Source organism: Arthrobacter sp. JUb119, assembly GCF_024807995.1.
In the GTDB taxonomy this organism is placed as follows: domain Bacteria; phylum Actinomycetota; class Actinomycetes; order Actinomycetales; family Micrococcaceae; genus Glutamicibacter.
This window is the reverse complement of the sequence record NZ_JANUFE010000002.1, coordinates 376,330-401,559: the sequence shown is the minus strand read 5'-3', so window position 1 is coordinate 401,559 and position 25,230 is coordinate 376,330. Positions and strand designations below refer to the sequence as shown.

The window sequence follows — 25,230 nt, the reverse complement described above, 5'->3', positions numbered from 1 at the left end:
TGAAGCTACGAGGTGGTTCAGAGGAACAGCGGCAGTCCCATGGCCGGCCAGATCCAGAAGGCGAAGACCAGGACCAGCAGGACCATGAGCGGTCCGAGCACCGCGCTCAGGCGCAGCAGGTCTGCCGGCTTATAGGTTTCGATGCCCTCGATCTCGGAGAACAGGTTCACCGGCTTCGCGCTGCTGGTCAGGGTGTGGCAGAAACCGGCGGCGGCGGTGGAAGCCAGGGCAATGGCTACCGCGTTGACCCCGACGCCCGGGGCCAGCGAGACCACCAGCGGAATCAGCACCGCTGAGCGGGCCGAACGGGACTGGATGACCAGATGCGCCGCGGCAGAGACCACCACCACGAGGACGGTGAAGACCCAGGGTGCGGCAGCGCCGAGCTGCTCGACGGGGCCAAGCACCTTGCGGGCCAGCCATTCGGCGGCTCCGCTTCCGGCGAGCGCCGTGCCCAGGGTGAGGGTCGCGGCCATGAAGATGAGCATCGACCACGGCACCGCCTTCAATGCCTTGGCCAGGCCTACAGAGCCGTATCCCGGGCTGGCTACCAGCAATGAACCAAGCAGGGCCACGATGGCGGGATGGAGCTGGTGCAGGGGCTCGGTGCACCAGAGCACCACCACAGCCGAGACCAGCAGCGCTGCCCTGGATTGCCCCACCGTGAGCGGGCCCGAGAGCGGCACCGGCGAATACTGCTGCAGCCGCTCGATGCCCACCGCCAGCGGTTCTGCGCGGTCCCCCTTGCGGGTGAACATCCACAGCACCAGTTCGGCGCACAGATGGGAGGAAACGAAAGCCAGCGGCAATCCGTAGACCAGCCAGCCGGCGAAGGAGAATCCTTCATGGCCCGCGGTGGCGAGGATCTGGCTGGTGATCAGGTGCGCTCCGGCGCCCAGATAGGATGCCACTGCCGAAAGCAGGATAACCGAGGGGAAAACCAGGGACAGGGCCAGGACGATGCGGCGGCGATCCGCCAGCGCCTTGGCCAGGGCAATGAAGACCGGAATGGCCAGGGCCGCGCGCCCGGAAGTGGACGGCACCGCGAATGCGGTAGCCACCAGCACGCCGGTAGTCAGGTGGATCAGCTGCCGCGGGGTGTTCGCCCCTGCGGCTATCCATGCTGCGGCGCGGGTAGCCAGTCCCGTGGCGGTGATCCCCGCCGCGATCACGAAGGCGGCCAGCAAGAGCCAAATGGTGTCTTCTCCCAGCGAGGAGAACAGGTCGGCTTCGGGCAGCACGCCCATGAGCACCAGCACCACTGCTGCGCCCAAGGCGATAAAGGTATCGCCTACTGGCGAGAAGACCCAGAGCCAGATGGCCAAGGCGAAGACCGCCAGGGTCAGGGCCCCTTGGGCTGGCAATGCCTGCGCTGTCCCCGCATCTGGGCCGAAGGCTCCGTAGGCGCACCAGCCGAGAAAGGCCAGCAAGACCAGTGCGGCGATGATTCGCGCTGCGTTCTGCTTGCTCCACCGGTTTCGTGCAGCACCGGCGTTGCCCTGTTCCGCGGCTTGGTCCGTGGACCGCTGGGCGGTGTAGCGGAATCCCGAGCGTGGCGCGGTTGGCTTGATGCTCATGACTCACCGCCCAGGCTGCTGGCCATGGATTGGGCGAATTCTTCTTCGCAGCGGATGCCTTGTCCGGCATCAGCTTGCGGGAGGGAAAATCCGAAACTGGTTCCGTTGCCGTTTCCGGATTCCACCCAGGCCGTGCCGCCGTGGGCTTGCGCGACCGCTTTCACCACGGCCAGGCCCAAGCCCATGCCGGTTCCTTGCTGGCCGGCTTCCGGGGCACTGCGATAGTTTTCCAGCAGGGCACGGGCCTGGTCCGGATCCAACACCGGTCCATCGTTGGCAACCCAGAAGCTGGCCATGCCCTTTGCTGCGGCAGAACCGATCCGGATGCTTTCTCCATCCTCGGTATGCGCGACAGCATTTTGGATCAGTTGGTGCATGGCCTGGGCAACGCGCAGCGGATCCAGCCACGCCTGGGCCTTGGCAGACTCGGCTATGCGGAATCGGCGGTCCGGGTAGGCGCCCGGGCGGGCGGCTGCCGCGGCAACGTCCGCCGTGACTTCGCCGACGGGCACCATTCGGCGCTGGATGAAGTCCGGGTCCGAGCTTTGCGCCAGCAATTCCAGGTCGGCAAGCGTCTGCCCCATCAGTGAAATGTGCGCCTGCGCGGTGCTGATGATCCTGCCGCGTTGCTTCCGGGGCACCTCTTCCTCGTTGAGCTTCTGCAAGGCAGCTGCCATCTTGCGTTGCGGGCTTCCCAGGTGCTCTCGTGCTTCGGCGATGAAGTGGCGTTGGGCCAGATGCGAAGCTTCAACCCGGTCAAGCATCGCATTCAGTGTCCTGGCCAGCTGCGCCAAGTCGTCGCGTCCTTCAACCGGAACGCGGGCCGAGAGGTCATTGGCGCTAATCGAGGCGGCGGTTTCGCTCATGGTGCGGATGGGACGCATGATCTGCCCAGCTGCCAACCAGGCGATCCCCGCGGTCAAGGCCAGTCCCCCGGCGGCCACGCCGAAGAGCATGGTTGCCTGCCGGTTGGCTTCTTCCTGGGCCCCGCCAATGAAGTGCGCGACGACCAGATGGGCTTGGTGCCCCGCCCCGCTGGCTCCGGAGGCATCCTTGGCCTCGGCCTTCGCCCAGCGAACCGTCCCGTGGTTGCTCTCCAGGATTCCGGAGGTCTTCGCGTCATCGAGAATACGGCCCAGGAGCACGGGGTCATCAGCCAGCCAGGTCCCGGCCTGGTTGGCTGCGGTGCCTGCGGTGAGCACCCGTCCATTGGCCTGCGCGAGAATCGCTTCGCCGGCCATCGGCTGCTGGCGGGCCAGATAGCGTTCCATCAATTCACCGATCGAGGAAAACGGGCGAGCTGTCTTCGGGTCCAGTCCCTCGGCGGCGAAGGTCCGGAACTCCTCGATTTCCTGCGCGATGCCCACGTTGGCAGCTTCGGCTACTTGGCCGGACATGATCGAACGCATCGAAACCGTTACGGCCAGCAGGGCCAGTGCAGTAGTGAGCACGATCCACCCGACAATGCGCAACCGTGCCGACACCGCTGATCCCTGGTGCTCATGGATATCAGCCATTGGCGATCAGCTCCTCAGCTTGCGCTTGTGCAGCAGCGGGCTCGGGAGCCGGTGAGAGCTGGACAATGATTGGCTGCTGATGCGGGATGGGCGGATTGGCCTTGTCGGCAAGTGCCTGGCTGGCGCCGGCCAGTCCCGCTGGCACGGCCAACACCATGAGGATGAGAAGTATGCGGCGATTCATGCTTTGAACATTAAAAGACCCTTGTGAGGGGTGCATTAGGCGGTGGTGAGAGGATTATGGCGCGTCCATGAGAAGCAAATGAGAGCGAGCGAATCGCCCCGGGTTCTCGCGTATTTCCGAGGTCCGGCAGCGCGGGGAATTCCTTGAAAATTTTCCCGATCTTCCTATTTCCGGTGTTCATGTTGTGGTCGCAATCCGCGAGCTGCGGGCTTCCTCGCCGCCAGGGCAAAAGAAAAGAGGTTCCGCCACCCCTGATGGGATAGCGGAACCTCTGCGAATTCGAGCTACTTCGCAGCCCAGAGCACCGAGTCGTCAGTGAATGAGAGCGTTTCGCTCATGCGGATTTTCGCATCTGCTACGGCCTCGGCCGGCACGTCGAAGACCACCTGGTAGCTTCCCTTCCCGCCCTTGGCCAAGGTAGGAACGTCCATGCCCGGCTTGGCGGTGATCGCAGTCGCGCTGCTGGTGCTGTAGATGCTTGCATCCGAGCCCACCAGCTCTGGATTAAGGTCCAGCCATGCGTCGCCTTCTTCTTCTCCGTTGTAGACAACAGAAAGGTCCACGAGGACATACTGGCCTTCGGCCTCCTGGTTGAACTCATTTGCCTTGGCGATCTGTGCGCCGGCATCCAGGTTCACCGCACTGACATTGACCGAATACTCGCCAACAGCAGCGGCCTGCCCCAAGGCCAATACCTGTGTTTCGTCTTCGGCTTGCTCGATGATCTCAACCGGTGCCGCCACTTCGCCGTCGGAAGCGTCGGCAATGCCGTTGGCGACCTCGTCGATCGCCTTCACATAGGCTGCCTGGGTGACGAACACAAGAACGATGGCTACGATGGCGATGATGCTCGATGCAACGCCCAAGCCCTTGCTGCCACGGCGCTTGGAAGCGACAATGAGCGAGACGATGCCCAGTACCAGAGCAATGAAACCGAGCACGGCGGCAAAGTTGTTGACGATCGGTACCCAGCACAGGGCCAATGCAACGATGGCCACGACCAGGGCCGCAATGCCCAGGCCCTTGCCAGCTGAGCTCTTGGCAGGCGGTGCCGGTGGCACCATGTTCGGATCGACCGGATTTTGTACAGACATGAAAGCTTCCTTCGAGTGAAGACGGCGCCACGCTGGCGCCGAGGCGGATATCAGCCCAAGCGGATGAGGACTTCGGCCGAAAAGAGTCTTTGTTGACTCTTCAAGAATCATGCCAGTGCCTACCGACAATTTAGCTTGCCCCGGATTCGGCTCCAGCCGAGCTGCCCAAGGCAGCTGCAGTTTCCGGAAGCCAAGTGCGGGCGATTGACGTGCACCATTCAGGTGTTCCAGCAGGTGCATCTGGCCCGCGGACCGATGCCTGCGATTCTCCCGGGAATTTTCCTGCGCTAGGCGGGCCCGTTGGCAAAACCTGGGTGATTCATTACAGAATGCACTTATGGCCACTTCCCTTGAACACTCCCCGGGCCGCAGTACATTGCGCTATGTGCGCCTCATGCTGCTCGCGGTACCCCTGCTCCTTGTCGTTGCCATCGTCATCTATGGCATTGCCAACCAGCGCATTGAAGACTCCCTGAGTTCCTATTACCTGGGTCCAGCACGGGACTTGTTCGTTGCGATGCTGGTGACTACCGGAGTGCTGCTGGTGGTTTACACCGGAGACGAGCTGGAGGACTATGCACTGAATTTGGCCGGCTTCTACGCCATGTTCGTCGCCTTGGTTCCCACCAAGCTGGGTGAAACGCTGGCGCAGCTGCACCTGGGCGAGCAGAGGCGGCTCATCTTCTCCGTGCAGGTATCGGTTATTGCGGTTCTCGTCGTCAGCTCGGTATTCATCTGGCTGGGAATCAGGACTAGCCGCGCTCCGCACCGCGCGCTGTTCCACAGCACCGCGACCAAAGCGCTCGGTTTGCTGAGCACCCTGCTCCTGGTCGGCTTTGCCCTGCTGCTGCTGTGGCGGACCGTTGAAGGCAAGCAGTTCGCCGGCGTGCATGCCAGCGCTGCATTCCTGCTGATCTTCTCCATGGGCATCGCCATCGCCAGCCACCTGGACCACAAGCCGCTGTGCGCGATGGACACCAGCGGAGGCAAGAAGCTGCACTACGCAATCATCCTGCTGCTGATGCTCATCGGATTGATTGCCTGGCCGATCCTGCTGGCCGCGGGCATCCAGGAGGCCCTATTCATTGTCGAATGGTTCGAGATCAGCCTTTTCTCGTATTTCTGGTATCTGGAATCCCGGCGCTTGTGGAACCCGGCTGCCTGAGTCCGCTAGGCAAAATACCCGCCGCTGGTCCGGCAACTGGCCCCTGCTACCTAACTCGGCTTTTTCCTGGCGAGGCTAGTCAGGGCTAGGTGCCAGAATTCCGGTTTCAGGCGAAAATAAAAAGTTCCGACTCGCGAATGCGAGCCGGAACCTTCTTGTAAGCTCCTCCAACTGGACTTGAACCAGTAACCCTTCGATTAACAGTCGAATGCTCTGCCAATTGAGCTATGGAGGATTGCAACGAGATATAACTTTACCCAAGATTCCCGCGAATGCAAAATCGGGATCCTAGGTTCCGCGAAGGATCCTCCGGCGCATCTCCAGTTCCATCAGTTCCCGGTTGATCTGGGCATATTCTTCGCCGTCGGGTGCCATTTCAGCACGCTGCAAGCGGCCGATCAACTCAGCCTTGCGGTGTGTGATTTGAAGCTCAATCAAGCCGTTGATGATGTCGGCGCAGTAGCGGTTCAGGCTATGTTCGTCAGATGCCGGAATGCTGGTCACTGCGAGTTCTGAAACGAAGCTGCGCAACTGCTCGGGGACTTCGTCGCGAATGACTTCAACCCAGGAGGTCGCCGAAGCGCCTGCGCTGGACGCGGCAACGACGCCATCGTGGACAGCAGAGTGCGCCGGGGCCAGGAAGCGAGCCTCGTAGAACGCCTGCCATTGCTCGTCCTTCAACCGCTGCGGCTGCTGGATCACCACTTCCAGGGCCTGTCGTTCAAGGCGCATCACCGGGTCGCGGTGATCCGGGCGTTCAAAGGCCGCCGCCGGGATTGCCTGTTCAGCCTCCCCCGGTTGCGGGTGTGGTGCCTGCAGGTCGGCGTTCTTCGGCAACCGGGCGCGTTTGATGGAGGCGCCCACCGAGCGGTTGACGTCCTCATTATTCATTCCCAGCCAGCCGGCAAGCTCACGGGCATATGCCGGACGAATGGCCGAGTCGCGGATCTGCGCAACGATCGGAGCGGTCTGGCGCAAGGCCTGGACACGTCCTTCAACGGTGTTCAGATTGAATTTCTTCAATTCGGCACGGATGGCGAATTCAAACAGCGGACGCTTGAGCTCGATGAGCTCGCGTACAGCTTCGTCTCCGCGGTGCAAACGCAAGTCGCACGGGTCAGCACCGGTTGGTTCAACACAAACGTAAGTCTGGGCAATAAATCGCTGGTCTTCTTCGAAGGCGCGCAGCGCGGCCTTCTGGCCTGCGGCGTCACCATCAAAGGTGAAGACGACTTCGCCACCGGTGCCGTCATCCTGCAGCAGGCGACGGGCAATCTTGATGTGGTCCGTGCCGAAAGCGGTACCGCAGGTGGCCACCGCGGTGGTGATGCCAGCCAGATGGCAGGCCATCACGTCGGTGTAGCCTTCCACCACAACGATCTGGCGGCTCTTGGAAATCTGCTTCTTGGCCAGGTCCAGGCCATAGAGGACCTGGGATTTCTTGTAGAGCTGGGTCTCCGGGGTGTTCAGATACTTCGGGCCCTGGTCATCCTCGTAGAGCTTGCGTGCACCGAAACCGATGGTGGCACCAGACAGGTCGCGGATCGGCCACATGACACGTCCTCGGAATCGGTCATAGATTCCGCGATTGCCCTCGGAGAACATGCCCGTCAGCTTCAGCTCATCATCAACGAAGCCCTTGGAGCGCAGGTGCTTGAGCAGCGAATCCCAGCCCTTGGGCGCATAGCCCACGGAGAATTGGGCTGTGACTTCCTGGTCAAAACCGCGACCGGCAAGGAACTCGCGGCCGGCGGCTCCTTCCTCGGTAGCCAGCTGCGCGCGGAAGAATTCCTCGGCGACCTTGTGCGCGTCGACCAGGCGCTGGCGCTTGCCGTAGTCTTCGCGGCGCGGTCCCGGTCCCCCGTCTTCATAGCGAAGCTCGTAATTGATCCGGGCAGCCAGAAGTTCCACAGTTTCGGTGAACGAGGAGTGGTCCATTTTCTGGATGAAGGCGATCACGTCGCCGGACTCGCCACAGCCAAAGCAGTGGAAGGTTCCTAGCTGCGGGCGAATATGGAAGGACGGACTGCGTTCGTCGTGAAAAGGGCACAGGCCCTTGAACGAGCCAATGCCCGCGGATTTGAGCGTGACATAGGATTCGACGACCTCACGGAGGTCGGTGCGGTTACGCACCTCGTCGATATCTTCACGCTTGATCAGCCCTGCCATGATTCCCTTCTAGAACAACTTTGCGTCAGGGGCTTCGCCCTTGACCAGATACGAGTGCCATTCGGTGGCTGAGACGTCAGTGAGCGAGGCGACCTGGTCAATCACCACACGCAGCTGGGCCGCTTCATCAGCGGCGTCTTCCCAGTCAGCTGCGAAGATCGGCTCCAGATTATCCCGGCCCGTTTCACAGAGCAGTTCGACCAGCTCGGTCAGCAGCGTGCGCTGATCCAGATAGAGCGGCTGGCGCACTTCCGAAGCCATCACGTAGCTGGCCGCGATGCCCTTCATCACGGCAATCTCGTGCTCGGTTTCCTCGGGCACAATCAGGTTCGCGTTATAGCGGGTGAGCTTGCCTTCCCCGAAGCGTGCCCGGGTGGCATCCATTGCGGCGGCGGCGAAGCGGCCAATGAATTGGCTGGTCATGTCCTTCAGCGCCGCCATGGAACGCCGTGAGCCGTCAAAATGCGAAACCCACTCATCGCTGATTTCCAGGCGGCGCAACGCCGCGTCGATGTCGGCCTCCCCAGTGGTCGGCAAGTACCAGTCCTTGGTCACCTGCAACGCGCGCTCGCGCTGCAGATCCTGCTTGAGCCAACGCAGTTGCAGCTTGCCGCCGACAATTGCGTCTTCCACGTCATGGACCGAGTAGGAAATGTCATCAGCCAAGTCCATGACCTGGCCTTCCATGCAGACTGCTCCGGCGGTGGCTTCCGGGACATTGCGCAACCAGTTGAAGAGGGTGGCGTCATCCTCGTAGACACCGAACTTCTTGGTTTTCTTGCCGTTGACCTCTGGCGCATCGGTTTTGAGCCACGGGTACTTGCACGCTGCATCCAGCGAGGCCCGCGAAAGATTCAACCCGGCCGAATGCCCGTTGTGCCGGAAGGTCTTGGTTTCCAAGCGAGTGAGCAAACGCAAGGTCTGGGCATTGCCCTCGAATCCGCCAATGTCCTTGGCTGCCTTGTCCAGCGCCTTCTCGCCGTTGTGGCCAAAGGGCGGATGACCCAGGTCGTGCGCCAAGCAGGCGGTGTCGACGACATCCGGATCGCAGCCAAGGGCCGCACCGAGCTCGCGGCCCACCTGGGCCACTTCCAATGAGTGGGTGAGCCGGTTGCGCACGAAGTCATTCTGGTTCGGTGCCACTACCTGGGTCTTGGCGCTCAAACGGCGCAAGGCGGAGGAATGCAGCACGCGGGCACGGTCCCGCTCAAAGGCAGTACGGTAGGACTTCTTCGCTGGTTCAGGCACCCACCGCTGCTGGTCGGCTTCGGTATATCCGGGGATCTGAGTCATAGTTCCTAGTCTAGTAACTCTTTGCCGGCATTGAGGAGTTATCCACTAGTGGCGTAGCCGTGGCTATCCCGGGGTGGCTAGCCGCCGGAGATATCCAGCTCGGCGGCCTTGATCATTTCGCGGTGGGCATCGCTCATCACGCGGTTATCCAGCCAGCCGTCGGGGACGTGCGTCTTCTTCGGGTGGCCCGCACGTCCGCGGGTGCCTTCTGCGGCAACCCCCGGGTACGGCAGGTCCAGATCCAGCTGGTCCAGCAGTTCGCGCAGCACTGCCAGGGATGGCACCTGGGCCAGCTGCGAGCGGATTTCGCCGCCTACCGGGTAGCCCTTGAAGTACCAGGCAATGTGCTTGCGGATATCGCGCATGCCCTTGCCCTCGTCCTCGAAGAATTCGGCCAGCAGTTCGCCATGGCGGTATACGGTGTCGGCGACCTTGCGCACGCCCGGGCGGAAACGGTCTTCACGGCCCTCGAAGGCCGCCTGCAGGTCGCCGAAAATCCATGGCCGGCCCTGGCAGCCACGGCCTACCATGACGCCGGCGGCACCGGTCTGCTCAACCATTTCAATGGCATCCTCGGCACTGAAGATATCGCCGTTGCCCAGCACCGGCATGTCATCCATGGCTTCGCGCAGGGTGGTGATCGCGTCCCAGTCGGAGTGCCCCGCGTAGTACTGACCGGCGGTGCGCGCATGCAAGGTGACTGCGGCCGCACCGTGGTCCCGGGCAATTTTCGCTGATTCCAGGTAGGTCAGGTGGTCCTTGTCGATGCCGATGCGCATCTTCACGGTCAGCGGGATATCGCCCTTGGCGGCCTCTGAAGTCGCGGCTTCGATGATGGAGGTGTAGAGATCCGATTTCCAGGGCAGGGCCGAGCCGCCGCCCTTGCGGGTGACTTTTGGAACTGGGCAGCCGAAGTTCAGGTCAACGTGGTCCGCCAGGTTTTCGTCAACCACCATGCGCACGGCAGCGCGCACGGTGCCGGGGTCCACGCCGTAGATCTGGATGGAGCGGATCTCCTCGTCGGGATCGTGGGAGATGATGCGCAAGGATTCGGGGTTGCGTTCCACCAGTGCCCGGGCGGTCACCATTTCGGTCACGTACAGCCCGCCGCCATATTCGCGGCAGAGGCGGCGGAAGGCGCGGTTGGTCACCCCAGCCATCGGAGCAAGAACCACCGGGGTATCAATGGTCAGCTTGCCCAGCTGCAATGGAGGCAGCTTGAGGGTCGGGGTGTTGGTTGGCGCATCAGTCAGGGTCGTCACCCATCCATTATCCCGCACGAACGCAAAACAGTAACTGAGATCTTCATCAAATCTTGATTCCGAGGCGCTGGATTATTGTCCTGATGTGGACCAAAATGATGCAATGACAAGTAAATTTTCGGCGGCGCGGGTGGTTCTGCTGGCCCTTGCCGCCGCCATTGTGGCTTTGGTTATAGCCGCATTGCTCGTGGTTTCGCTGCGCTCGGCACCAGAGGTCCACGGGGAGAACACTCCGGAAGGGGTCGTGCAAAGATATCTGATGGCTTTCGAGGCCGAGGATTTGCCGGCCATGCAGGGCTACACCGTTGAAGGCCAATCCAGGACGCTGTGCTCTCCCGAACCCTATGCCCCGCAGCCGCTTGATGTGCAGCTGCTGCGCAGCACCGTCGGGGAGTCCAGCGCTACCGTGCGCACCAGGTTCAATACCCGCGACGCCCAATTCCTGCCCTTGGGGAATCTGTCCTCATATGAAGAGGCGTTCGAGCTGCGCAAGATCGATGGAGCCTGGCTGATTGACCGCATGCCGTGGCAGGTCGGCCTGTGCACCGCCGAGGAGATGGGTTACTGATGGCCGCAACCGCCCCGGCGTTCCACGTGCAAAGCAGCAGCGTGCTGCGTCCAGTGATCCTCCACGGCTTGCTGTTCGTGCTGTTGATGGTCTCGGCTACGGGCTTGTCTACGCTCTTTACCGCGCTCTTCCATGGTTTCGATTCCTTGCTGGTCAGCACCGAGCAGCTGGCGATGGCCTTCACCTTCACCCTGGTTGGAATCCCCTTGGCCTGGCTGTTGTGGCGTTCCATCCGCAAGCGCTTGGCCCGGCCGTCGGCCTTCGACTCAGCCATCTGGTCCTTGCAGGCCTCGGCCGCGTACCTTGCCACCCTGGCTGCCAGCAGCTGCGCCGCGCTGGCGTTCCTGGCGGGACTTGTTTCCGCAGCCCGCGACGGTGCATGGCAGTCGACGCTGGCGGTGGCCTTGGGCTGGGGCACGGTGTGCGCCTGGCAGCACCGCCAAATCACTTCACCGCGTACGGCACCGCGGCAATTCGCCCAGCTGGCGGCCACCGCGGGAAATTACTTCAGCATGGTGCTCTTCGCGCTTTCGCTGATTGCCACGCTGACGGTCGCGTTGGAAATCCTGGTCGTGCCGGAAAACACCCTGGTGGGCCCCACCGGCATGCCGAATCTGCTGATGGCGCTGGTCTGGCTGGCAGGTTCCTCGGCCCTGTGGTTCTGGCATTGGAAACTGCGCAGAGTCCAGAAGATGTCCAATCTCCTGAACAGCGTCCTGCTGGTTGTATTGGGCCTGGCCGCACCGGCGTTGGCGTTCCTGCTGGCGATCGCCGAGCTGGTTTCCTGGGTGTGGCCGCAGGCATGGACGGCGCAGGAACGCACCGAGCTGTTCCTCGACGGCGGTCCAAGCCTGCTGGCCATCATTGTGGCGGCCGCGGTTCTCTGGATTTACCACCAGTCCCAGCTGCGTTCCGGGCTGCACCCTGCCTCCGTGGTTGGCGCAGCGCACCTGGCGCTGAGCGGTGTCAGCCTGGCCGTGCTGGCTACCGGGCTGGGCATGGTGGTCAATGCGCTCTTCGCAGCACTCGGGTCCAGCGTCTCGGTGGGCTACTCCGCGGGTTTGCTGGGCCATGGTCTCGGCTTGCTCGCCTTCGGAGCCGCCGCATGGCTTTGGTACTTCAAGCCCTGGAAGCCCTTCCCGGCAGACTCGCGCAGCGCCTATTTGGTCCTGTTCTTCGGAGCCAGTTCCGTCGTCGCGCTGGTTTCCCTGCTGGTCTTCGGGTACCGGATTTTCGAGTTCTACCTGGAACCCGATTCTCGTCTTGATTCCCTCCTGGACACCGTTCGCGGCCCGCTGGGCTGGCTGGTTGCGACCGCTGCCGTGGCCGGCTACCACTTTGCGCTGTGGCGTTCGGATAAGGATTCCAGAGCCGGTTCTTCCGGAGAATCCATTGCCTCTCAGGGGGCGATAACACGTCGAGCAGTGGTAATCGTTGGCCCGGCGGCTTCCGAGCCGATGGCGGCTCAGCTCAAAGCGCGCCCGGAGCTAGCGGTGACGTGGATGGCTTCGTCCGGCCCTGCATTGGACGACCGGGCCGAGGTGTCGGTGCTGGCGCGCATCGAGGAATACCTGGCAACTCATCATGATTCCTTCATGGTTCTTGCCGAAGCTGACGGGTCGGTGCGTTTTATCAATCTCGCCTAGTCGGAACGCATTCAGCACCAATTTGTAAATAGGTGCGTCTATTGTGACTTATTTTGCCCTAAACTAAAAACATCATGGTAGTGTGACTTTTTGTGCTCGCGATTCAGTGAGTGTTCCCTAATTACGGAAAGTCGCATGACCCTCCTTGCGCCGCATCAGCCCGCCAACAAGTCCGATCAAGCCAAAGCCGCCCATGGATCAGCAGGATTGGCCGCCAGCAATGCTTGGAAGTCAGCGGCGTTGGCCCTCTGCCTCGGCTTGCTCGCAGTCGCCCTCTTCGCGTCTTTGGGCATTGGAGCAAAGGCGATTGCGCCGCTGGCTGCCGGGCAGGCGCTATGGGGAATTGGCACACCCGAAACACTGGTGATCATCAACGAGCTGCGCCTGCCGCGCACCGCGATTGGGCTCCTGGCAGGAATGTCCCTGGCTGTTGGCGGCGCATTGATTCAGGCACTGACCCGCAATCCGCTGGCAGATCCCGGTATCCTCGGGGTCAATGCGGGCGCCGGATTCGCCGTCGTGCTCGCTGTGGCGTTCCTCGGCATCACCCACATTTCCCAGTACATCTGGTTCGCCTTCGCCGGAGCCGTGCTGGCCACCCTCGCGGTATACCTCATTGGATCGCGTGGCCGCGGTGGAGCGACACCGGCCAGGCTGACCTTGTCCGGCGTCGCACTGGGCGCCGTGCTGGGAGGAATTTCCAACGGGATGACCCTGCTCAACCCCGAGGCTTTTGACCGCATGCGCTATTGGGGCGCGGGAACCTTGAACAACCGCACCCTGCCCATGGTGGGCGTCATCGCCCCTTTCGTTATCCTGGGGCTGGTCTTGGCGGTGCTGTGCACCCGCTCGCTGAACACATTGGCCTTGGGCGATGAGGCCAGCCTCGCGCTGGGTACCAATATCGGCCTGACCCGCGCAGTGGTGATTGTGGCGGTCACCCTGCTCTGCGGCGCAGCGACCGCCGCCGCCGGCCCGATCGGCTTCGTGGGCTTGATGATCCCGCATATCAGCCGTTGGATCGTCGGACCGGATCAGCGATGGATCCTGTGTTTCTCGATGATCCTCGGCCCGGTGCTGTTGCTCGTTTCCGATGTGCTCGGCCGCATCGTTGTCCCGCCCGGCGAAATGCAGGTGGGGGTCGTCACGGCCTTGCTTGGCGCTCCGGTGCTGATTTGGCTGGTTCGGCGCAAGCAGGCTAGCGGACTATGAGTGCTGTGGATTTTGGCCCGGGCCACCGGGTACTGCGCATTGGACGCATCTGGTTGCGCGTGCAACCACGTCAGCTGCTTCTCGCCGCACTCCTCTCGGTGTTGGCGGCCGCCCTGGGCCTCTACGCGTTGGCCACTGGCGACTACACGCTGGGCTTGGGCGAAGTGCTCAATACCCTGGCTGGAGCCGGGGAGGCCAGCAGCCAGCGGGTGGTGCTGCAATGGCGGCTGCCCCGCGTTCTGATGGCACTGCTATTGGGCGCAGCGCTAGGCGCCAGCGGGGCAATTTTCCAATCCATGACCCGCAATCCCCTGGGTTCTCCAGACATTATCGGATTCAATACCGGTGCCTATACCGGTGCGCTGGCCGTCATGCTGGTCTTCGGCGGCGGGTATTTCCAGGTGGCACTCGGTGCATTGGCTGGTGGCTTGGCCACCGCGGCCGTGGTGTATGCCTTGTCCTTTAAGAACGGCTCTGAGGGATTCCGGCTGATCATCGTCGGGATCGCGGTCAGCGCGATCCTCGCTTCGGCCAACACCTGGCTGATCTTGCGCAGCGAGCTGGAGGACGCCATGTCCGCGGCCATCTGGGGTGCCGGCTCGCTGAATGCCATCGGCTGGGACCAGGCCATACCGGCCGCAGCGGTCGCGTTGCCTCTCGCGCTGGGCGCCATGGCCTGCACGCGCAGGATGCGCCTGCTGGAATTGGGCGATGACGCTGCTGTGGCGCTGGGCATCAACACCGAATCCAGCAAGCTGTCCTTGCTGGTGATCGGGGTGGCGTTGACTGCCCTGGCCACCGCGGCGGCAGGCCCCATCGCCTTCATCTCGCTAGCTGCTCCGCAAATCGCGCGCCGGATCATGGGCAGCGCAGGCGTGTCGTTGGCTTACTCGGCATTGCTCGGCGCCGTGCTGCTGCTGGCCAGCGATGTGCTGGCCCAGCGCGTTTTGGAGAACACTTCCCTGCCGGTTGGCGTAGTCACCGTCAGCATCGGCGGGGTCTACCTGATCTGGCTACTACTTCGTGAGGCACGACGCCAATGAGCATGACCCATCCGCAGCTATCCGCCGACCGGCTCACCTTGGGCTACGGGCCATCGGCCATCTCCGAAAACCTCTCGCTATCCATCCCCCCGGGCTCGTTTACGGTCGTCATTGGACCCAACGCCTGCGGCAAATCGACCTTGCTGCGCGCCCTGTCCAGGGTGCTGAAGCCTTCCTCCGGCCAGGTCATCCTGGATGGCAAACCGATCCTGTCCCTGCCAGCCAAGCAGGTGGCCCAGCGGCTGGGGCTGCTGCCGCAGTCCTCCATCGCCCCGGATGGCATCACCGTTGCGGATCTGATCGCCCGCGGCCGCAGCCCGCACCAAGGCTTGTTCTCCCAATGGTCTGCCGCGGACGAGCAAGCAGTGCTCAGCGCCATGCACGCCACAGGCACCACCGGGCTCTCCCGGCGGCTGGTCGACGAACTATCCGGCGGGCAACGCCAACGCGTCTGGATCGCCATGGTACTGGCCCAGCAGACTCCTTTGCTGCTGCTCGATGAACCGACCACCTTCTTGGACATCTCCCACCAGATCGAAATCATGGAACTGTGCCGCAGGCTCAACGAGCAACAGGGCAATACGGTGGTTGCGGTGCTCCATGACTTGAACCAAGCGTGCCGCTACGCCACGCACCTGATCGCGATGAAATCCGGTGAGATCGTCGCCGCAGGACCTCCCTCGCAGATTGTCACCGAGGAACTGATCCGCGAGGTTTTCGCCTTGCCCTGCACCATCATCCAGGATCCCGTCTCGCACACACCACTCGTGATCCCGCTGGGCCACGAGGCCATCTAAGAAGGAAAAGAACATGCAACCAATGACCCGACGCGTCTTTCTCGGCGCAGCTTCGCTGGCCGCAGCCCTGGCCCTGGCCGCCTGCAGCCCGAGCACCCAGGCCGCTTCCCCTTCAAGCGGCGAAGCCAGCGCAGCGTGGAGCTTCACCGATTCCGGCTATGGAAAAACCATCTCCATGGATGCCGCACCGCAAACGCTGGTCACCGATTCCTATTCGGCTGCGGCACTCTGGGACTACGGCATCCGCCCCTCGGGCGTCTTCGGATACGGTTTGGACGAGTCGGGCAGCCTGGCCCTTGGCAGTGCGGATCCAGCAGAGATGACCATCATCGGCCAGGACGGAGAGTTCAGCCTGGAGAAGTTGCTTGGCCTCGACCCGGATCTGATCGTGGGCTTCGGCAATGCCGAAGGCACGGGCTGGACCTGGTGGGATGACAAGGTCCAGGCAGAGGCCACTGCCACGGCTCCATTCCTGGGCATCAAATTTGGCAACCGGCCTGTTCTGGAGGTCATCGAGGACTATGAATCATTGGCCAAGTCATTGGGTGGGGATATTGCGTCGCAGTCCGCCGCCAAGGCCGACTACCAAGCCAAACTTGAACAGTTGCGTGCCTTGGCCAAGGACCAGCCGTTGCGGATCATCGCGCTCAATGGGTATGACGACCTGTACGTCGGCCAGAAATCACTGGGCCAGCTGGCCCTGCTGGATGAACTCGGATTCGATATTGTCGGCCAGACCGAGGACAGCGGCTGGGCTTCAATGAGCTGGGAGAAGGTTGCCGATTACCCTGCCGATGTGGTGCTGAGCTATTCGGGCACCGCGCAGCAGGTCAAAGACCATCCCGTCTTCGCGTCTTTGCCAGCGGTAGAGGCCAGCCAGGTGGTCGAATGGGATGATAAGCGTCCGTTCACCTACAGCAGCTATGCGCAATGGTTCGACGAGCTGATCGCAGTGCTCAACACAGCCAAGAGCCTGAACTAGGGGCATTGCGCCGAGGTCCGGTACCCGGGGGCCACGAGGCGCACCGGGGTGCCGGCCCCAGCAGCTCACCGAGCCTGCCTAAGCCAGCACGCCCAGCAGCACTCCCCCGAGCGCACCGATGGCCACGACAATCCATGGGGCCATCTTCCAGGCGGTCAGCAAAACAAAGCAGAGCAAGGCCAGGACGAAAGCGGGAGCCGAAGTAATCGCCGAGGTGAAGACCGGGTTGTACAGTGCGGCGGCGAGCACCCCGACCACTGCCGCGTTGGCGCCATGCATGATGGCCCTGGCGGCAGGCCAGTGGCTCACCCGGTTCCAGAACGGCAGCACGCCGAGCAGCAGCAGGAAGCCCGGAAGGAAAATGGCAAGCAAGGCGATGAGCGCTCCGGCAGCGCCGCCGGGACCCGAGTCGACGAGGACGCCAAGGTACGCGGCGAAGGTGAAGAGCGGTCCGGGCATGGCCTGGGCCGCGCCGTAGCCGGCGAGGAATTCTTGGGAACTGATCAGCCCGGGATCCACGACTGCGCTTTGGAGCAGCGGCAGGACCACGTGCCCGCCGCCAAAGACCAGGGCGCCGGAGCGGTAGAACGCATCGATGAAGCCCAGCAGATCCCAGCCCGTTGCAAGGGCTGCCACCGGCAACCCGAAAAGCAGGATGGCGAACAGCGACAGGCAGCTGATGCCCACGGTCCTTGATACCGGAAACTGCATAGCCGCCGCTGCTCCGGCATCCTTGCCGCGGCACCAGAAATATCCTGCCAATGCGCCGAAGGCAATGGCCAGGACCTGCCCGAAGCTTCCGGCCAAAAGCAGCGCCGATCCGGCGGCGACAACCGCAATGGCGGCACGGGCACGATCCGGAGCCAGGTTCCTTGCCATGCCCAGTACCGCGTGGGCGATGATGGCGACCGCAACGATTTTCAGGCCGGCCAGCAGCCCGGTACCGATGGGACCGCTGAACAGCGAAGCGCCGAAGGCGAAGACCGCCATCACCACCGCAGAGGGCAGGGTGAACGCCAGGAATGCCGCCAGGGCACCGCGCATTCCGGCCCGGTGCAAGCCCAAGCCGAAACCGACCTGGCTGGATGCCGGGCCCGGCAGGAACTGGCTCAATGCGACCAGTTGGGCGTACTGCTGGTCATCGAGCCAGCGGCGGCGATCAACCAGTTCGGTGCGGAAGTATCCCAAGTGGGCGATGGGACCGCCAAAAGAGGTCAAGCCGAGCTTCAGGAAGACCTTGAAGACTTCCCTGGCCGAGCCCTGTGCCATGCGCTGTGGTTCCATGGATTCCAGCATAAGTCGTGGAGGAAAACGGAAGGTAAACAGCGATAGCGCGCCACGCTAATTGCGTGATGCCACCGGGATCCTGGGGCTGGCGCGCTTCGCGTTCCGCGCTCCTGAGATCGAGGCCAGGCCAACGGCGAGCAGTGTCAGCAAGGTACCCATGACAGTTGCGGCGGTGACGGACGAACCGGGGGCCGGGAAGAAAACGTCCAGGAGCAGCGAGCCCACCAGCTGGCCGCCAACGGCCGCGAGGCTGGTGACCAGCACTCCGAGCCGCTTGACCACCAGGGCGGTGATGCCGACGAACAGGCAACCGAGCAGTCCGCCGATGTAGTACCACCAGGTGCCTGGCAGCGGGTCCAGGCCGATGCCGGCAGGCAACCGCACCAGCATCACCATCGCCAGGACCACGAACCCGACGGCAAAGTTCACCAGGGTCGCCGCCGTGGCGCCGCCATAAGCCGCCGCTTGCGCGCCGTTGGCAGCTGCCTGGAAGCCCATGAGCATGCCGACGGCTGCCGAAAGCGCCATTGGCAGGAGCAACGCGGAAAGGTCCGCGTCGGCTCCGCGCGGACTGACCGCCCAAACCACGCCGATAATGGTCAGCACCACGCCGAGGATGCGCAAGGCATTGATCTTGCGCGGCGCGGCCCCGCCAAAGCCCACCCGGTCCATGAACATGGAACCGATTGCCTGGCCGGTCACCAGGCAGACGGTGAACAGCGCCACCCCAATGAGCGGCACCGCGGCGGCCTGGCTGAAGACAATCAGGGCACCTACCGCGCCGGCCACCAGGTACCAGCGCGGGAAACGGCCCTGGGCCAAGGCGCGCGGCACTTGCGCCACCGAGCCGCGCACCGCGGGAACAAAGATGGCCAGCAGTACCAATGCCGCCAAGCCGACACCGAAGCTGATGGTTGATGCCGCGATGGCGTCCCCCAGCTTCGCGCCCAGCGCCCCGTTGATGCGAGACTGCACGCACAGCAGCAGGCCCGAAGCGATGGCAAGCAGGATGAACAGGATCTTTCCGCCGGAGCGGACCTGCGCGGTCATGGTGGTGCTGGTGGTCAACGGAGTTCTTTCACGAAGTGGAGGCTGGTGCAGAATGGCAAAAACGGGACCCGCCAGGCGGGTCCCGTTCTTGCTGGCATTACTTCGCCGCGTCGCTGGCGAGGATATGCGTCGTGGATATGACGGTGGCCTGGTCAACCACGGCCAACGCATCAATCAGCGAGGAGAGGATGAACATCGACGAGTCGACTTCCAGCTTCACCGGGTACTGGTGGATCAGCATGGCGACCATGTCGCGCACCGCTTCTGCCACTTCGTCATCGCTGAAGGCCGGGTTGTGGCCTACCAGCACGTCGGTCGGGGCGTTCTCGCGGGCGGGCACGTAGCTGACCGCGAAAGCCAGCGGAACACCGCCCTCGCGCTTCGGCTTGTCGCGCAGCACCAGGGCGCCCTGCGCGCCGGTGTGCTCGTCGAGCAGCATGCGCTGCGCCGAACCCACGGTCATCTTGGCTGGATCCCAACCGGTGTGCACCGCGTTGTAGAAATCCATCACCAGCTGGGTCAGCTCGACACTGCCGGTGGACAGGTCCTCGATCACCCGGTCATTGGTGTCGAAAACCGGTTCAGCCAGAGCCCCCGGCTCCAGGATGACATCGCGCGAGACCTGGATTTCTCCCAGGCCCAGCGACTGGCAGAAGCCAGCCGCCGCGGCAGCAGGATCGCCCGCGGTCACCGTGTAGCGGGCCTTGAGCTCCTGCGCCTGGCCGGCCGGAATCTGCTTGCGCAGCTGTTCCACCAGGGCGGTGCCCACGCCGGACCGGCGCTGCTCGGCGGCTACCTCGACATAGAGCCACAGGCGCTGCGGATGCAGCGAGGAAGCGAACACCACGCCGGCGCCGATAGCCACCTGGTCAACGGTGGCTACCAGCGTGCGGGAGAACGGTGCATCGCTGTTTTCGCGCAGCATGGTGCGGTCCTGGTGGGCCTGCGGGGAACGCGGGTCGCCGAAGATCTGCAGCAGCTGGAGGTCGTCCCCGGAGCGCCACAGGCGGAATTCCAGTTCGTTCATCGGGCTCTAGGCTCCGTTCAGGCGCTCGGAAAGGTAAGCGGTGACCTGGTCCAGGGAAACACGTTCCTGGGACATGGTGTCGCGTTCGCGGATGGTCACGGCCTGGTCCTCGAGGGTGTCGAAGTCCACGGTGATGCAGAACGGGGTGCCGATCTCATCCTGGCGGCGGTAGCGGCGGCCAATGGCACCGGCGTCATCGAAGTCGATGTTCCAGCGCTTGCGCAGCTCGGCAGCCAGGTCCTTGGCCTTCGGGGAAAGGTTCTCATTGCGGCTCAGCGGCAGCACCGCGGCCTTGACCGGAGCCAGGCGCGGATCGAGCTTGAGCACGGTGCGCTTGTCCACGCCGCCCTTGGTGTTCGGTGCTTCGTCCTCGGTGTAGGCATCGACCAGGAAAGCCATCATGGAACGGGTCAGGCCGAAGGAAGGCTCGATCACGTAGGGGGTGTAGCGCTCACCGGTGGCCTGGTTGAAGTAGGACAGCTCGGAGCCCGAAGCCTTCGCATGGCTGGACAGGTCGTAGTCGGTGCGGTTGGCAACGCCCATGAGCTCGCCCCACTCCGAACCCTGGAAGCCGAAGCGGTACTCGAAGTCGATGGTGCCGGCCGAGTAGTGCGCGCGCTCGTCTTCTGGCACGTCGAACTGGCGCAGGTTCTCTTCCTTGATGCCCAGATCCAGGAACCATGCCCAGCAATCCTTGACCCACTGGTCGAAGAAGGCGGGGGCATCTTCTGGAGCGGTGAAGAACTCGATTTCCATCTGCTCGAACTCGCGGGTGCGGAAGATGAAGTTGCCCGGGGTGATTTCGTTGCGGAAAGCCTTGCCGATCTGGCCGATGCCGAATGGCGGCTTCTTGCGCGAGGCGGTGAGCACGTTGGCGAAGTTCACGAAGATGCCCTGGGCGGTCTCCGGACGCATGTAGGCCAGGCCGGCTTCGGTATCCACTGGGCCCAGGAAGGTCTTCATCAGGCCGGAGAACATCTGCGGCTCGGTGAACTGGCCCTTGGTGCCGCAGTCAGGGCAGGCGATCTCGCTCATCCCGTCCTTGGCTGCACGGCCCTTCTTGGCCTCGAAAGCCTCGATCAGGTGGTCCTGGCGGTGGCGCTTGTGGCACTGGATGCATTCGACCAGCGGGTCGGTGAAGGTGGCCACGTGGCCCGATGCTTCCCAGACAGCCTTGGGCAAGATGATCGACGAGTCCAGGCCAACCATGTCCTCGCGGCCGCGAACGAAGTTCTGCCACCACTCGCGCTTGATGTTTTCCTTCAGTTCGGTGCCCAGGGGACCGTAATCCCATGCCGAACGGGAACCACCGTAGATTTCACCAGCCTGGAAAACGAATCCTCGACGCTTTGCGAGGGAAATAACCTGGTCTAGCTTGGACTGTGGCGCCATATCAACTCCAATGGGAATTACGAGGCCGCTGGTTGCGGTCCGTAGAAAAATACATACCTTCCAAGGGTATCGTTTCCGCGGCCTGCAGACGAAGCCGAATCAGGTAACGCCGACGTGAACTTCCACGCCTTTGGCCGATTCTAACGATGCAGCGCGCTTATTTAGGGAAGAATGGAAGCCATGAGTGCCAACGAAGCTTTTGACCTAGAAATCCGCGACGAGTCCATCCGCTTGGGCCAGTTGCTCAAGCTTGCCTCCCTGGCCGAGGATGGCATCCACGCCAAGGAAATGATTTCCGACGGAATCGTCACCGTCAACGGAGAGGTGGACACCCGTCGCGGGGCGCAGATCCGCCCCGGCGACGTGGTGTGCGTGAATGGTGAATGCGTGAAGGTCACCGCGCAGCAGTAGTCAGCTTTTCCCCAGGACGACCCTGTTGAGGAACTCGGCCACATCCTGCAGTTCTTCCATGCACACCGAGTGGCCAATCTGCCGGTAGGTTTCACTGGCCAATTCGGTGTGCCCCGGAACCCACCCCAGGGTGTATTCGATCTTGTCCCGGGTGATCACCGGGTCAGCCAGGTCGCGGCCCCAGAACAGCGGCAGCGGCTTTTCTGCCAGCTTCGCGTCGTCGAATATATCCAAGGGCCCGGGATCCACTGCGAAGCCCGAGAGCCCGACGACGGCTTCAATGGAATCGGGCTGGTAGCGTGCCAATGAAGTGGCCATGGCCATGCCCTGGGAGAAACCGAGCAGGGTGATCGAGGAGTGCTGCTTTACCAGCGGTTCCAGCAATGCCCATAGCGCTTCGACGCTGCGTGCCACCGACTCGATGGAGTAGTCGATTTCCTGGGTCAGCGGGAACCAGCTGTACCCCGGGCCTGCTTGGAGCGGTGCGCGCACCGAGAGGTAAGTGAACTCTTCGGGCAGATGCTGCGAGAGCCCCATGAGGTCTTGTTCATTCGAGCCATAGCCGTGCAGGAACACCAGCAGCGGAGTTCCAAGGCGGGATTCGTCGTTACGGGAGATGATGGCCACTGGAGCCTGGTCCGGGATAGTCATAGTTCCCCAAGACTATCGAACAGGACCTCGCTAGCTCAGCGCTTCCGCGGCCCGATTCCATCAAGTCCCCGGCCACCGGCGATGGCAGCGCCCGGGTGCAGCAGAACTTCCCCGTAATCACCGTCGAATCTCCTGAAGGCGTTGGCCGGCACTATCCTGGAACCATGGTCTTCCAAGGCCTCGAAATCCAGTTGACATGTTACAAGATTATAAATCTTCAAAAAATTGCCTAGCTTTTCAAGTTTTTCGTGTTCAACTGGACCAACGGCCTCACGGTCCTCCGGAACGCCGCTCTCGCCGCTCTCGCCGGACGAGACGGCGACAGCGACAGAGTTAGGAATAGGCGCCATGGACGAAATTGAATACAGCGAAGATATTCCGGGGCAGCTGCAAGAGGATCTCGATAGTTTCGGGTACATCGAACCGGACCCGGGAAGCGCTTCGTCCCTATTCGATAACGTGGACACCGTATTTTCAGTCGGCACTCCCCTGTTCGCCATGCTCTTTATCGCCGTTATCGGATTGATCATCTTCGTAGCGGTGCGCAATTACCGCAAAGCCAAGAGCGCCGGTTTTGATCCGCTGACCCTGGAAACCGAACTGATGGCAAGAGCCGCTAATTCAGCTATGCTGGCGCCGGAAAAATCCCTTGAGGACAAGCTTGCCGAACTCGATTCCCTGCACTCGCGAGGAATCATTACCCGCGACGAGTACTTGCAGGCGCGCCGGGACGCTTTGAGCGACTAGCACGGCGGTTCATGGAATCATCCTCGGGAATGATTGACTATAAGTTACCCTTTGGTAACAATAGATTCGTGCCAAACGATTCTGCTTCTGAACCATCAACATCCGCCAATGCCCCACTGCATCCGTGGCGCCGCTATGTCGCCATTGGGGACTCGTTCACCGAGGGCATCGGCGACCCCGACCCGTCGAGCACCGGCCGCCACCTTGGCTGGGCCGACCGCTTGGCCCATGAGCTCAGCCGCACCGTCCCGGACTTCTCGTATGCCAATCTCGCCATTCGAGGCCGGCTGATTGGCCAGATCGTTGCCGAACAGCTCGATCCCTGCATTGACCTGAAGCCCGATCTGATCTCGCTCTGCGCAGGCGGCAACGACGTCCTGCGCCCGGGCGGGGATCCAGACAAGATTGCAGATATCCTCGACAATGCGGTAGCCAAGCTCACCGATACGGGCGCCACGCTCTTGCTCTTCACCGGGCCCGATATTCGCGATACCCCGGTTTTGGGAAGCATCCGAGGCAAGGTGGCGATCTACAACGAAAACGTGCGCACCGTAGCCGCCCGCCACGACGCCATCGTGGCGGACATGTGGGCCTTGCAGGAGTTGCACCAATCCCAGATGTGGGCACCGGATCGCCTGCACTTCTCCCCCGCCGGGCACCAGCGCATTGCCGCCATGGCACTGGACTCGCTGAACGTCGCGCATCCGCTGGACACCGAAATCGTTCCGGCCGTGGATGAACGCAGCTGGCGGGAAGCCCGCAAGGAGGATCTGCAGTGGGCGCGTGAGCATCTTGCTCCCTGGGTATTGCGCCGCCTGCGCCACCAGTCCTCCGGCGACGGCATCACCCCGAAGCGGCCCTCGGCCACGCCGTTTGCGCAGACCAAGCCAAACGACTCGCTCGGCGCCGGCGACAGCGCCAAGTAGGCACGAAAAGCCTGAAGCAGTTCCACCGATTACTGGCGGAACTGCTTCAGGCTTTGAAATCTTCCCGAGCCCCTTCCGGGGCTCAGTCTCCGAACACCAAGGTCCGAAGCACGCCGTCGAGCTGCGTGGCGTCGGTCAGGAATCCATCGTGGCCAATCGGCGAATCAATGTAGTGCACCGGTTTTGGCTTGGCCAGCGACGAGGCCAGCTTCACTGACTGCTCAGGAAAGTACAACCGGTCAGTGGTTACCGCGGCAACCACCACGTTGATCTTCGCCAGTCGCGCCAAGGCGGCTTCCAGGGATTCATGGCCGCGAGCCACATCATGGCTCATCAGCGCCTCGGTGAGCACCAGGTAGCTGTTGGCGTCGAAACGATTCACCAGCTTGCTGGCCTGATGGTCAAGATAGCTTTCCACCTGGTACCGCCCGCGAGGCCCCTCGAGCAGACCCGTCGGCTTCTCGCCATCCTGCGGGTTGCGCGAGAAACGGGTTTCAAGCTCGGCCTCGGAACGATAGGTGATGTGGGCCAGGCGGCGAGCCAAGCCAAGACCGGCGTCCGGGCGGGCATCGTTGCCGTAGTAGTCGCCATTGCAGAAGTGCGGGTCCAACCGGATGGATTGGGTTTGCACCTGTGCAAAGGCAATTTGCTCGGCAGTCGCCTGCGCGCTCGAGGCCATCACTACGAGATTCTTGACCTGGTCGGGGAACTCGACGGCGTATTCCAACGCGCGCGCACCGCCCATCGAACCGCCAATGACCGCATGCCAGGAATCAATTCCCAGTTTCTTGGCCAGCCGCGCTTCAAGGCGCACCGAGTCCTTGATGGTGACGAAGGGAAAGCTCGAACCGTAGGGCAGGCCCTGGTCGCCCAAGGACGAGGGGCCGGTGGAACCATTGCAACCACCCACCATGTTGATGGACACGACAAAGTACTCATTGGTGTCAACCGTGGCGCCGGGGCCTACGAGCTCTTCCCACCAGCCGGCGCTTTGCGAATCGCCTTGCGCAACGTGGGCGTCACCGGTGAGCGCATGCATCACCAGCACCGCGTTGGAGCCATCAGCTGCTAGCGTCCCCCACGTTTCATAGGCCAGCACCACGTCCGGAAGGAATCCACCGAATTCGAAGTGGTGCTCCCCCACGGACTTACGGCGCAAAATGCCGTCTTGCCCGCCGGCGAGCTCTTCGGCGCGCAGAGTATCTTCAGTAGTCACAATGGATGCCATGC

At 62.6% G+C, this 25,230-nt stretch carries 24 protein-coding genes and 1 tRNA gene; 10 read left to right on the top strand and 15 right to left on the bottom strand.

Annotated elements, in window-relative coordinates; translation table 11 throughout:
- Positions 1-17 precede the first annotated feature (17 nt).
- The 4 genes from M2368_RS07880 to M2368_RS07865 form a co-directional block, all read right to left on the bottom strand.
- Positions 18-1,577, bottom strand: a complete 1,560-nt coding sequence (locus M2368_RS07880; RefSeq protein ID WP_498724322.1) for an SLC13 family permease — start codon at positions 1,575-1,577, stop codon at positions 18-20.
- Complete coding sequence (locus M2368_RS07875) at positions 1,574-3,094, bottom strand: ATP-binding protein (protein ID WP_498724321.1); 1,521 nt, start codon at positions 3,092-3,094, stop codon at positions 1,574-1,576. Before M2368_RS07875 ends, M2368_RS07880 begins: the two co-directional genes overlap by 4 nt.
- Positions 3,087-3,278, bottom strand: a complete 192-nt coding sequence (locus M2368_RS07870) for a hypothetical protein (RefSeq protein WP_133833006.1) — start codon at positions 3,276-3,278, stop codon at positions 3,087-3,089. Before M2368_RS07870 ends, M2368_RS07875 begins: the two co-directional genes overlap by 8 nt.
- 284 nt (positions 3,279-3,562) lie before the next feature.
- Positions 3,563-4,372 (bottom strand): DUF4352 domain-containing protein, encoded by an 810-nt coding sequence (locus M2368_RS07865; protein ID WP_498724320.1) that lies wholly within the window; start codon positions 4,370-4,372, stop codon positions 3,563-3,565.
- A 337-nt stretch (positions 4,373-4,709) separates the two neighbouring features.
- Between M2368_RS07865 and M2368_RS07860 the strand changes: the two genes are divergently transcribed.
- Positions 4,710-5,537, top strand: coding sequence for a hypothetical protein (locus M2368_RS07860; protein WP_498724319.1), 828 nt, complete (start codon positions 4,710-4,712; stop codon positions 5,535-5,537).
- Between the two features lie 162 nt (positions 5,538-5,699).
- On the opposite strand, the gene M2368_RS07855 is transcribed toward M2368_RS07860, so the two are convergent.
- From M2368_RS07855 to dusB, 4 genes are all read right to left on the bottom strand, one after another.
- Positions 5,700-5,772, bottom strand: a tRNA-Asn gene (locus tag M2368_RS07855).
- A gap of 53 nt (positions 5,773-5,825) precedes the next feature.
- On the bottom strand, positions 5,826-7,706 hold the full coding sequence (dnaG, locus tag M2368_RS07850) for a DNA primase (protein WP_498724318.1): 1,881 nt from the start codon (positions 7,704-7,706) through the stop codon (positions 5,826-5,828).
- A gap of 9 nt (positions 7,707-7,715) precedes the next feature.
- Positions 7,716-8,999 carry a deoxyguanosinetriphosphate triphosphohydrolase gene (locus tag M2368_RS07845; RefSeq protein WP_498724317.1) on the bottom strand — a complete coding sequence of 428 codons (1,284 nt, stop codon included), beginning with the start codon at positions 8,997-8,999 and terminating at the stop codon, positions 7,716-7,718.
- Between the two features lie 77 nt (positions 9,000-9,076).
- Positions 9,077-10,261: a tRNA dihydrouridine synthase DusB gene (gene dusB, locus M2368_RS07840; RefSeq protein ID WP_105657211.1), complete on the bottom strand. Its 1,185-nt coding sequence runs from the start codon at positions 10,259-10,261 to the stop codon at positions 9,077-9,079.
- A 103-nt stretch (positions 10,262-10,364) separates the two neighbouring features.
- On the opposite strand from dusB, the gene M2368_RS07835 reads away from it, so the two are divergent.
- From M2368_RS07835 to M2368_RS07810, 6 genes are all read left to right on the top strand, one after another.
- On the top strand, positions 10,365-10,829 hold the full coding sequence (locus tag M2368_RS07835) for a hypothetical protein (RefSeq protein ID WP_134780863.1): 465 nt from the start codon (positions 10,365-10,367) through the stop codon (positions 10,827-10,829).
- The gene (locus tag M2368_RS07830; protein WP_105661784.1) at positions 10,829-12,475 is read left to right on the top strand and encodes a DUF5671 domain-containing protein; all 1,647 of its coding nucleotides are present in this window, start codon (positions 10,829-10,831) and stop codon (positions 12,473-12,475) included. The genes M2368_RS07835 and M2368_RS07830 overlap by 1 nt, the downstream gene beginning before the upstream one ends.
- Positions 12,476-12,610: 135 nt before the next feature.
- Positions 12,611-13,687 (top strand): FecCD family ABC transporter permease, encoded by a 1,077-nt coding sequence (locus M2368_RS07825; protein ID WP_105657208.1) that lies wholly within the window; start codon positions 12,611-12,613, stop codon positions 13,685-13,687.
- Positions 13,684-14,730 (top strand): FecCD family ABC transporter permease, encoded by a 1,047-nt coding sequence (locus M2368_RS07820; RefSeq protein WP_102598151.1) that lies wholly within the window; start codon positions 13,684-13,686, stop codon positions 14,728-14,730. Before M2368_RS07825 ends, M2368_RS07820 begins: the two co-directional genes overlap by 4 nt.
- Entirely contained in the window at positions 14,727-15,527 is an 801-nt protein-coding gene (locus M2368_RS07815; protein WP_105657206.1) for an ABC transporter ATP-binding protein, read from the top strand. The genes M2368_RS07820 and M2368_RS07815 overlap by 4 nt, the downstream gene beginning before the upstream one ends.
- Positions 15,528-15,540: 13 nt before the next feature.
- Positions 15,541-16,509 (top strand): ABC transporter substrate-binding protein, encoded by a 969-nt coding sequence (locus M2368_RS07810; RefSeq protein ID WP_332498741.1) that lies wholly within the window; start codon positions 15,541-15,543, stop codon positions 16,507-16,509.
- Between the two features lie 78 nt (positions 16,510-16,587).
- On the opposite strand, the gene chrA is transcribed toward M2368_RS07810, so the two are convergent.
- The 4 genes from chrA to M2368_RS07790 form a co-directional block, all read right to left on the bottom strand.
- Complete coding sequence (gene chrA, locus M2368_RS07805) at positions 16,588-17,793, bottom strand: chromate efflux transporter (RefSeq protein ID WP_105657205.1); 1,206 nt, start codon at positions 17,791-17,793, stop codon at positions 16,588-16,590.
- Between the two features lie 57 nt (positions 17,794-17,850).
- Entirely contained in the window at positions 17,851-18,864 is a 1,014-nt protein-coding gene (locus M2368_RS07800; protein ID WP_332595107.1) for a DMT family transporter, read from the bottom strand.
- 79 nt (positions 18,865-18,943) lie between these two features.
- Complete coding sequence (locus M2368_RS07795; protein ID WP_105657204.1) at positions 18,944-19,873, bottom strand: GNAT family N-acetyltransferase; 930 nt, start codon at positions 19,871-19,873, stop codon at positions 18,944-18,946.
- A 6-nt stretch (positions 19,874-19,879) separates the two neighbouring features.
- Positions 19,880-21,265 carry a glycine--tRNA ligase gene (locus M2368_RS07790; protein ID WP_105657203.1) on the bottom strand — a complete coding sequence of 462 codons (1,386 nt, stop codon included), beginning with the start codon at positions 21,263-21,265 and terminating at the stop codon, positions 19,880-19,882.
- A gap of 180 nt (positions 21,266-21,445) precedes the next feature.
- On the opposite strand from M2368_RS07790, the gene M2368_RS07785 reads away from it, so the two are divergent.
- Positions 21,446-21,676 (top strand): RNA-binding S4 domain-containing protein, encoded by a 231-nt coding sequence (locus M2368_RS07785; RefSeq protein ID WP_181148825.1) that lies wholly within the window; start codon positions 21,446-21,448, stop codon positions 21,674-21,676.
- Here M2368_RS07785 and M2368_RS07780 read toward each other — a convergent pair whose 3' ends face one another.
- On the bottom strand, positions 21,677-22,327 hold the full coding sequence (locus M2368_RS07780) for an alpha/beta hydrolase (RefSeq protein WP_105657201.1): 651 nt from the start codon (positions 22,325-22,327) through the stop codon (positions 21,677-21,679).
- A 35-nt stretch (positions 22,328-22,362) separates the two neighbouring features.
- Positions 22,363-22,677, bottom strand: a complete 315-nt coding sequence (locus M2368_RS07775) for a hypothetical protein (RefSeq protein ID WP_332489447.1) — start codon at positions 22,675-22,677, stop codon at positions 22,363-22,365.
- Here M2368_RS07775 and M2368_RS07770 point away from each other — a divergent pair.
- Positions 22,676-23,074 (top strand): SHOCT domain-containing protein, encoded by a 399-nt coding sequence (locus tag M2368_RS07770; protein ID WP_105657199.1) that lies wholly within the window; start codon positions 22,676-22,678, stop codon positions 23,072-23,074. The two genes, M2368_RS07775 and M2368_RS07770, sit on opposite strands and share 2 nt — an antisense overlap.
- Before the next feature lie 68 nt (positions 23,075-23,142).
- Positions 23,143-24,000, top strand: a complete 858-nt coding sequence (locus M2368_RS07765) for an SGNH/GDSL hydrolase family protein (RefSeq protein ID WP_402472421.1) — start codon at positions 23,143-23,145, stop codon at positions 23,998-24,000.
- An 82-nt stretch (positions 24,001-24,082) separates the two neighbouring features.
- On the opposite strand, the gene metX is transcribed toward M2368_RS07765, so the two are convergent.
- Positions 24,083-25,228, bottom strand: coding sequence for a homoserine O-acetyltransferase MetX (metX, locus tag M2368_RS07760; RefSeq protein ID WP_105657197.1), 1,146 nt, complete (start codon positions 25,226-25,228; stop codon positions 24,083-24,085).
- Positions 25,229-25,230 lie beyond the last annotated feature (2 nt).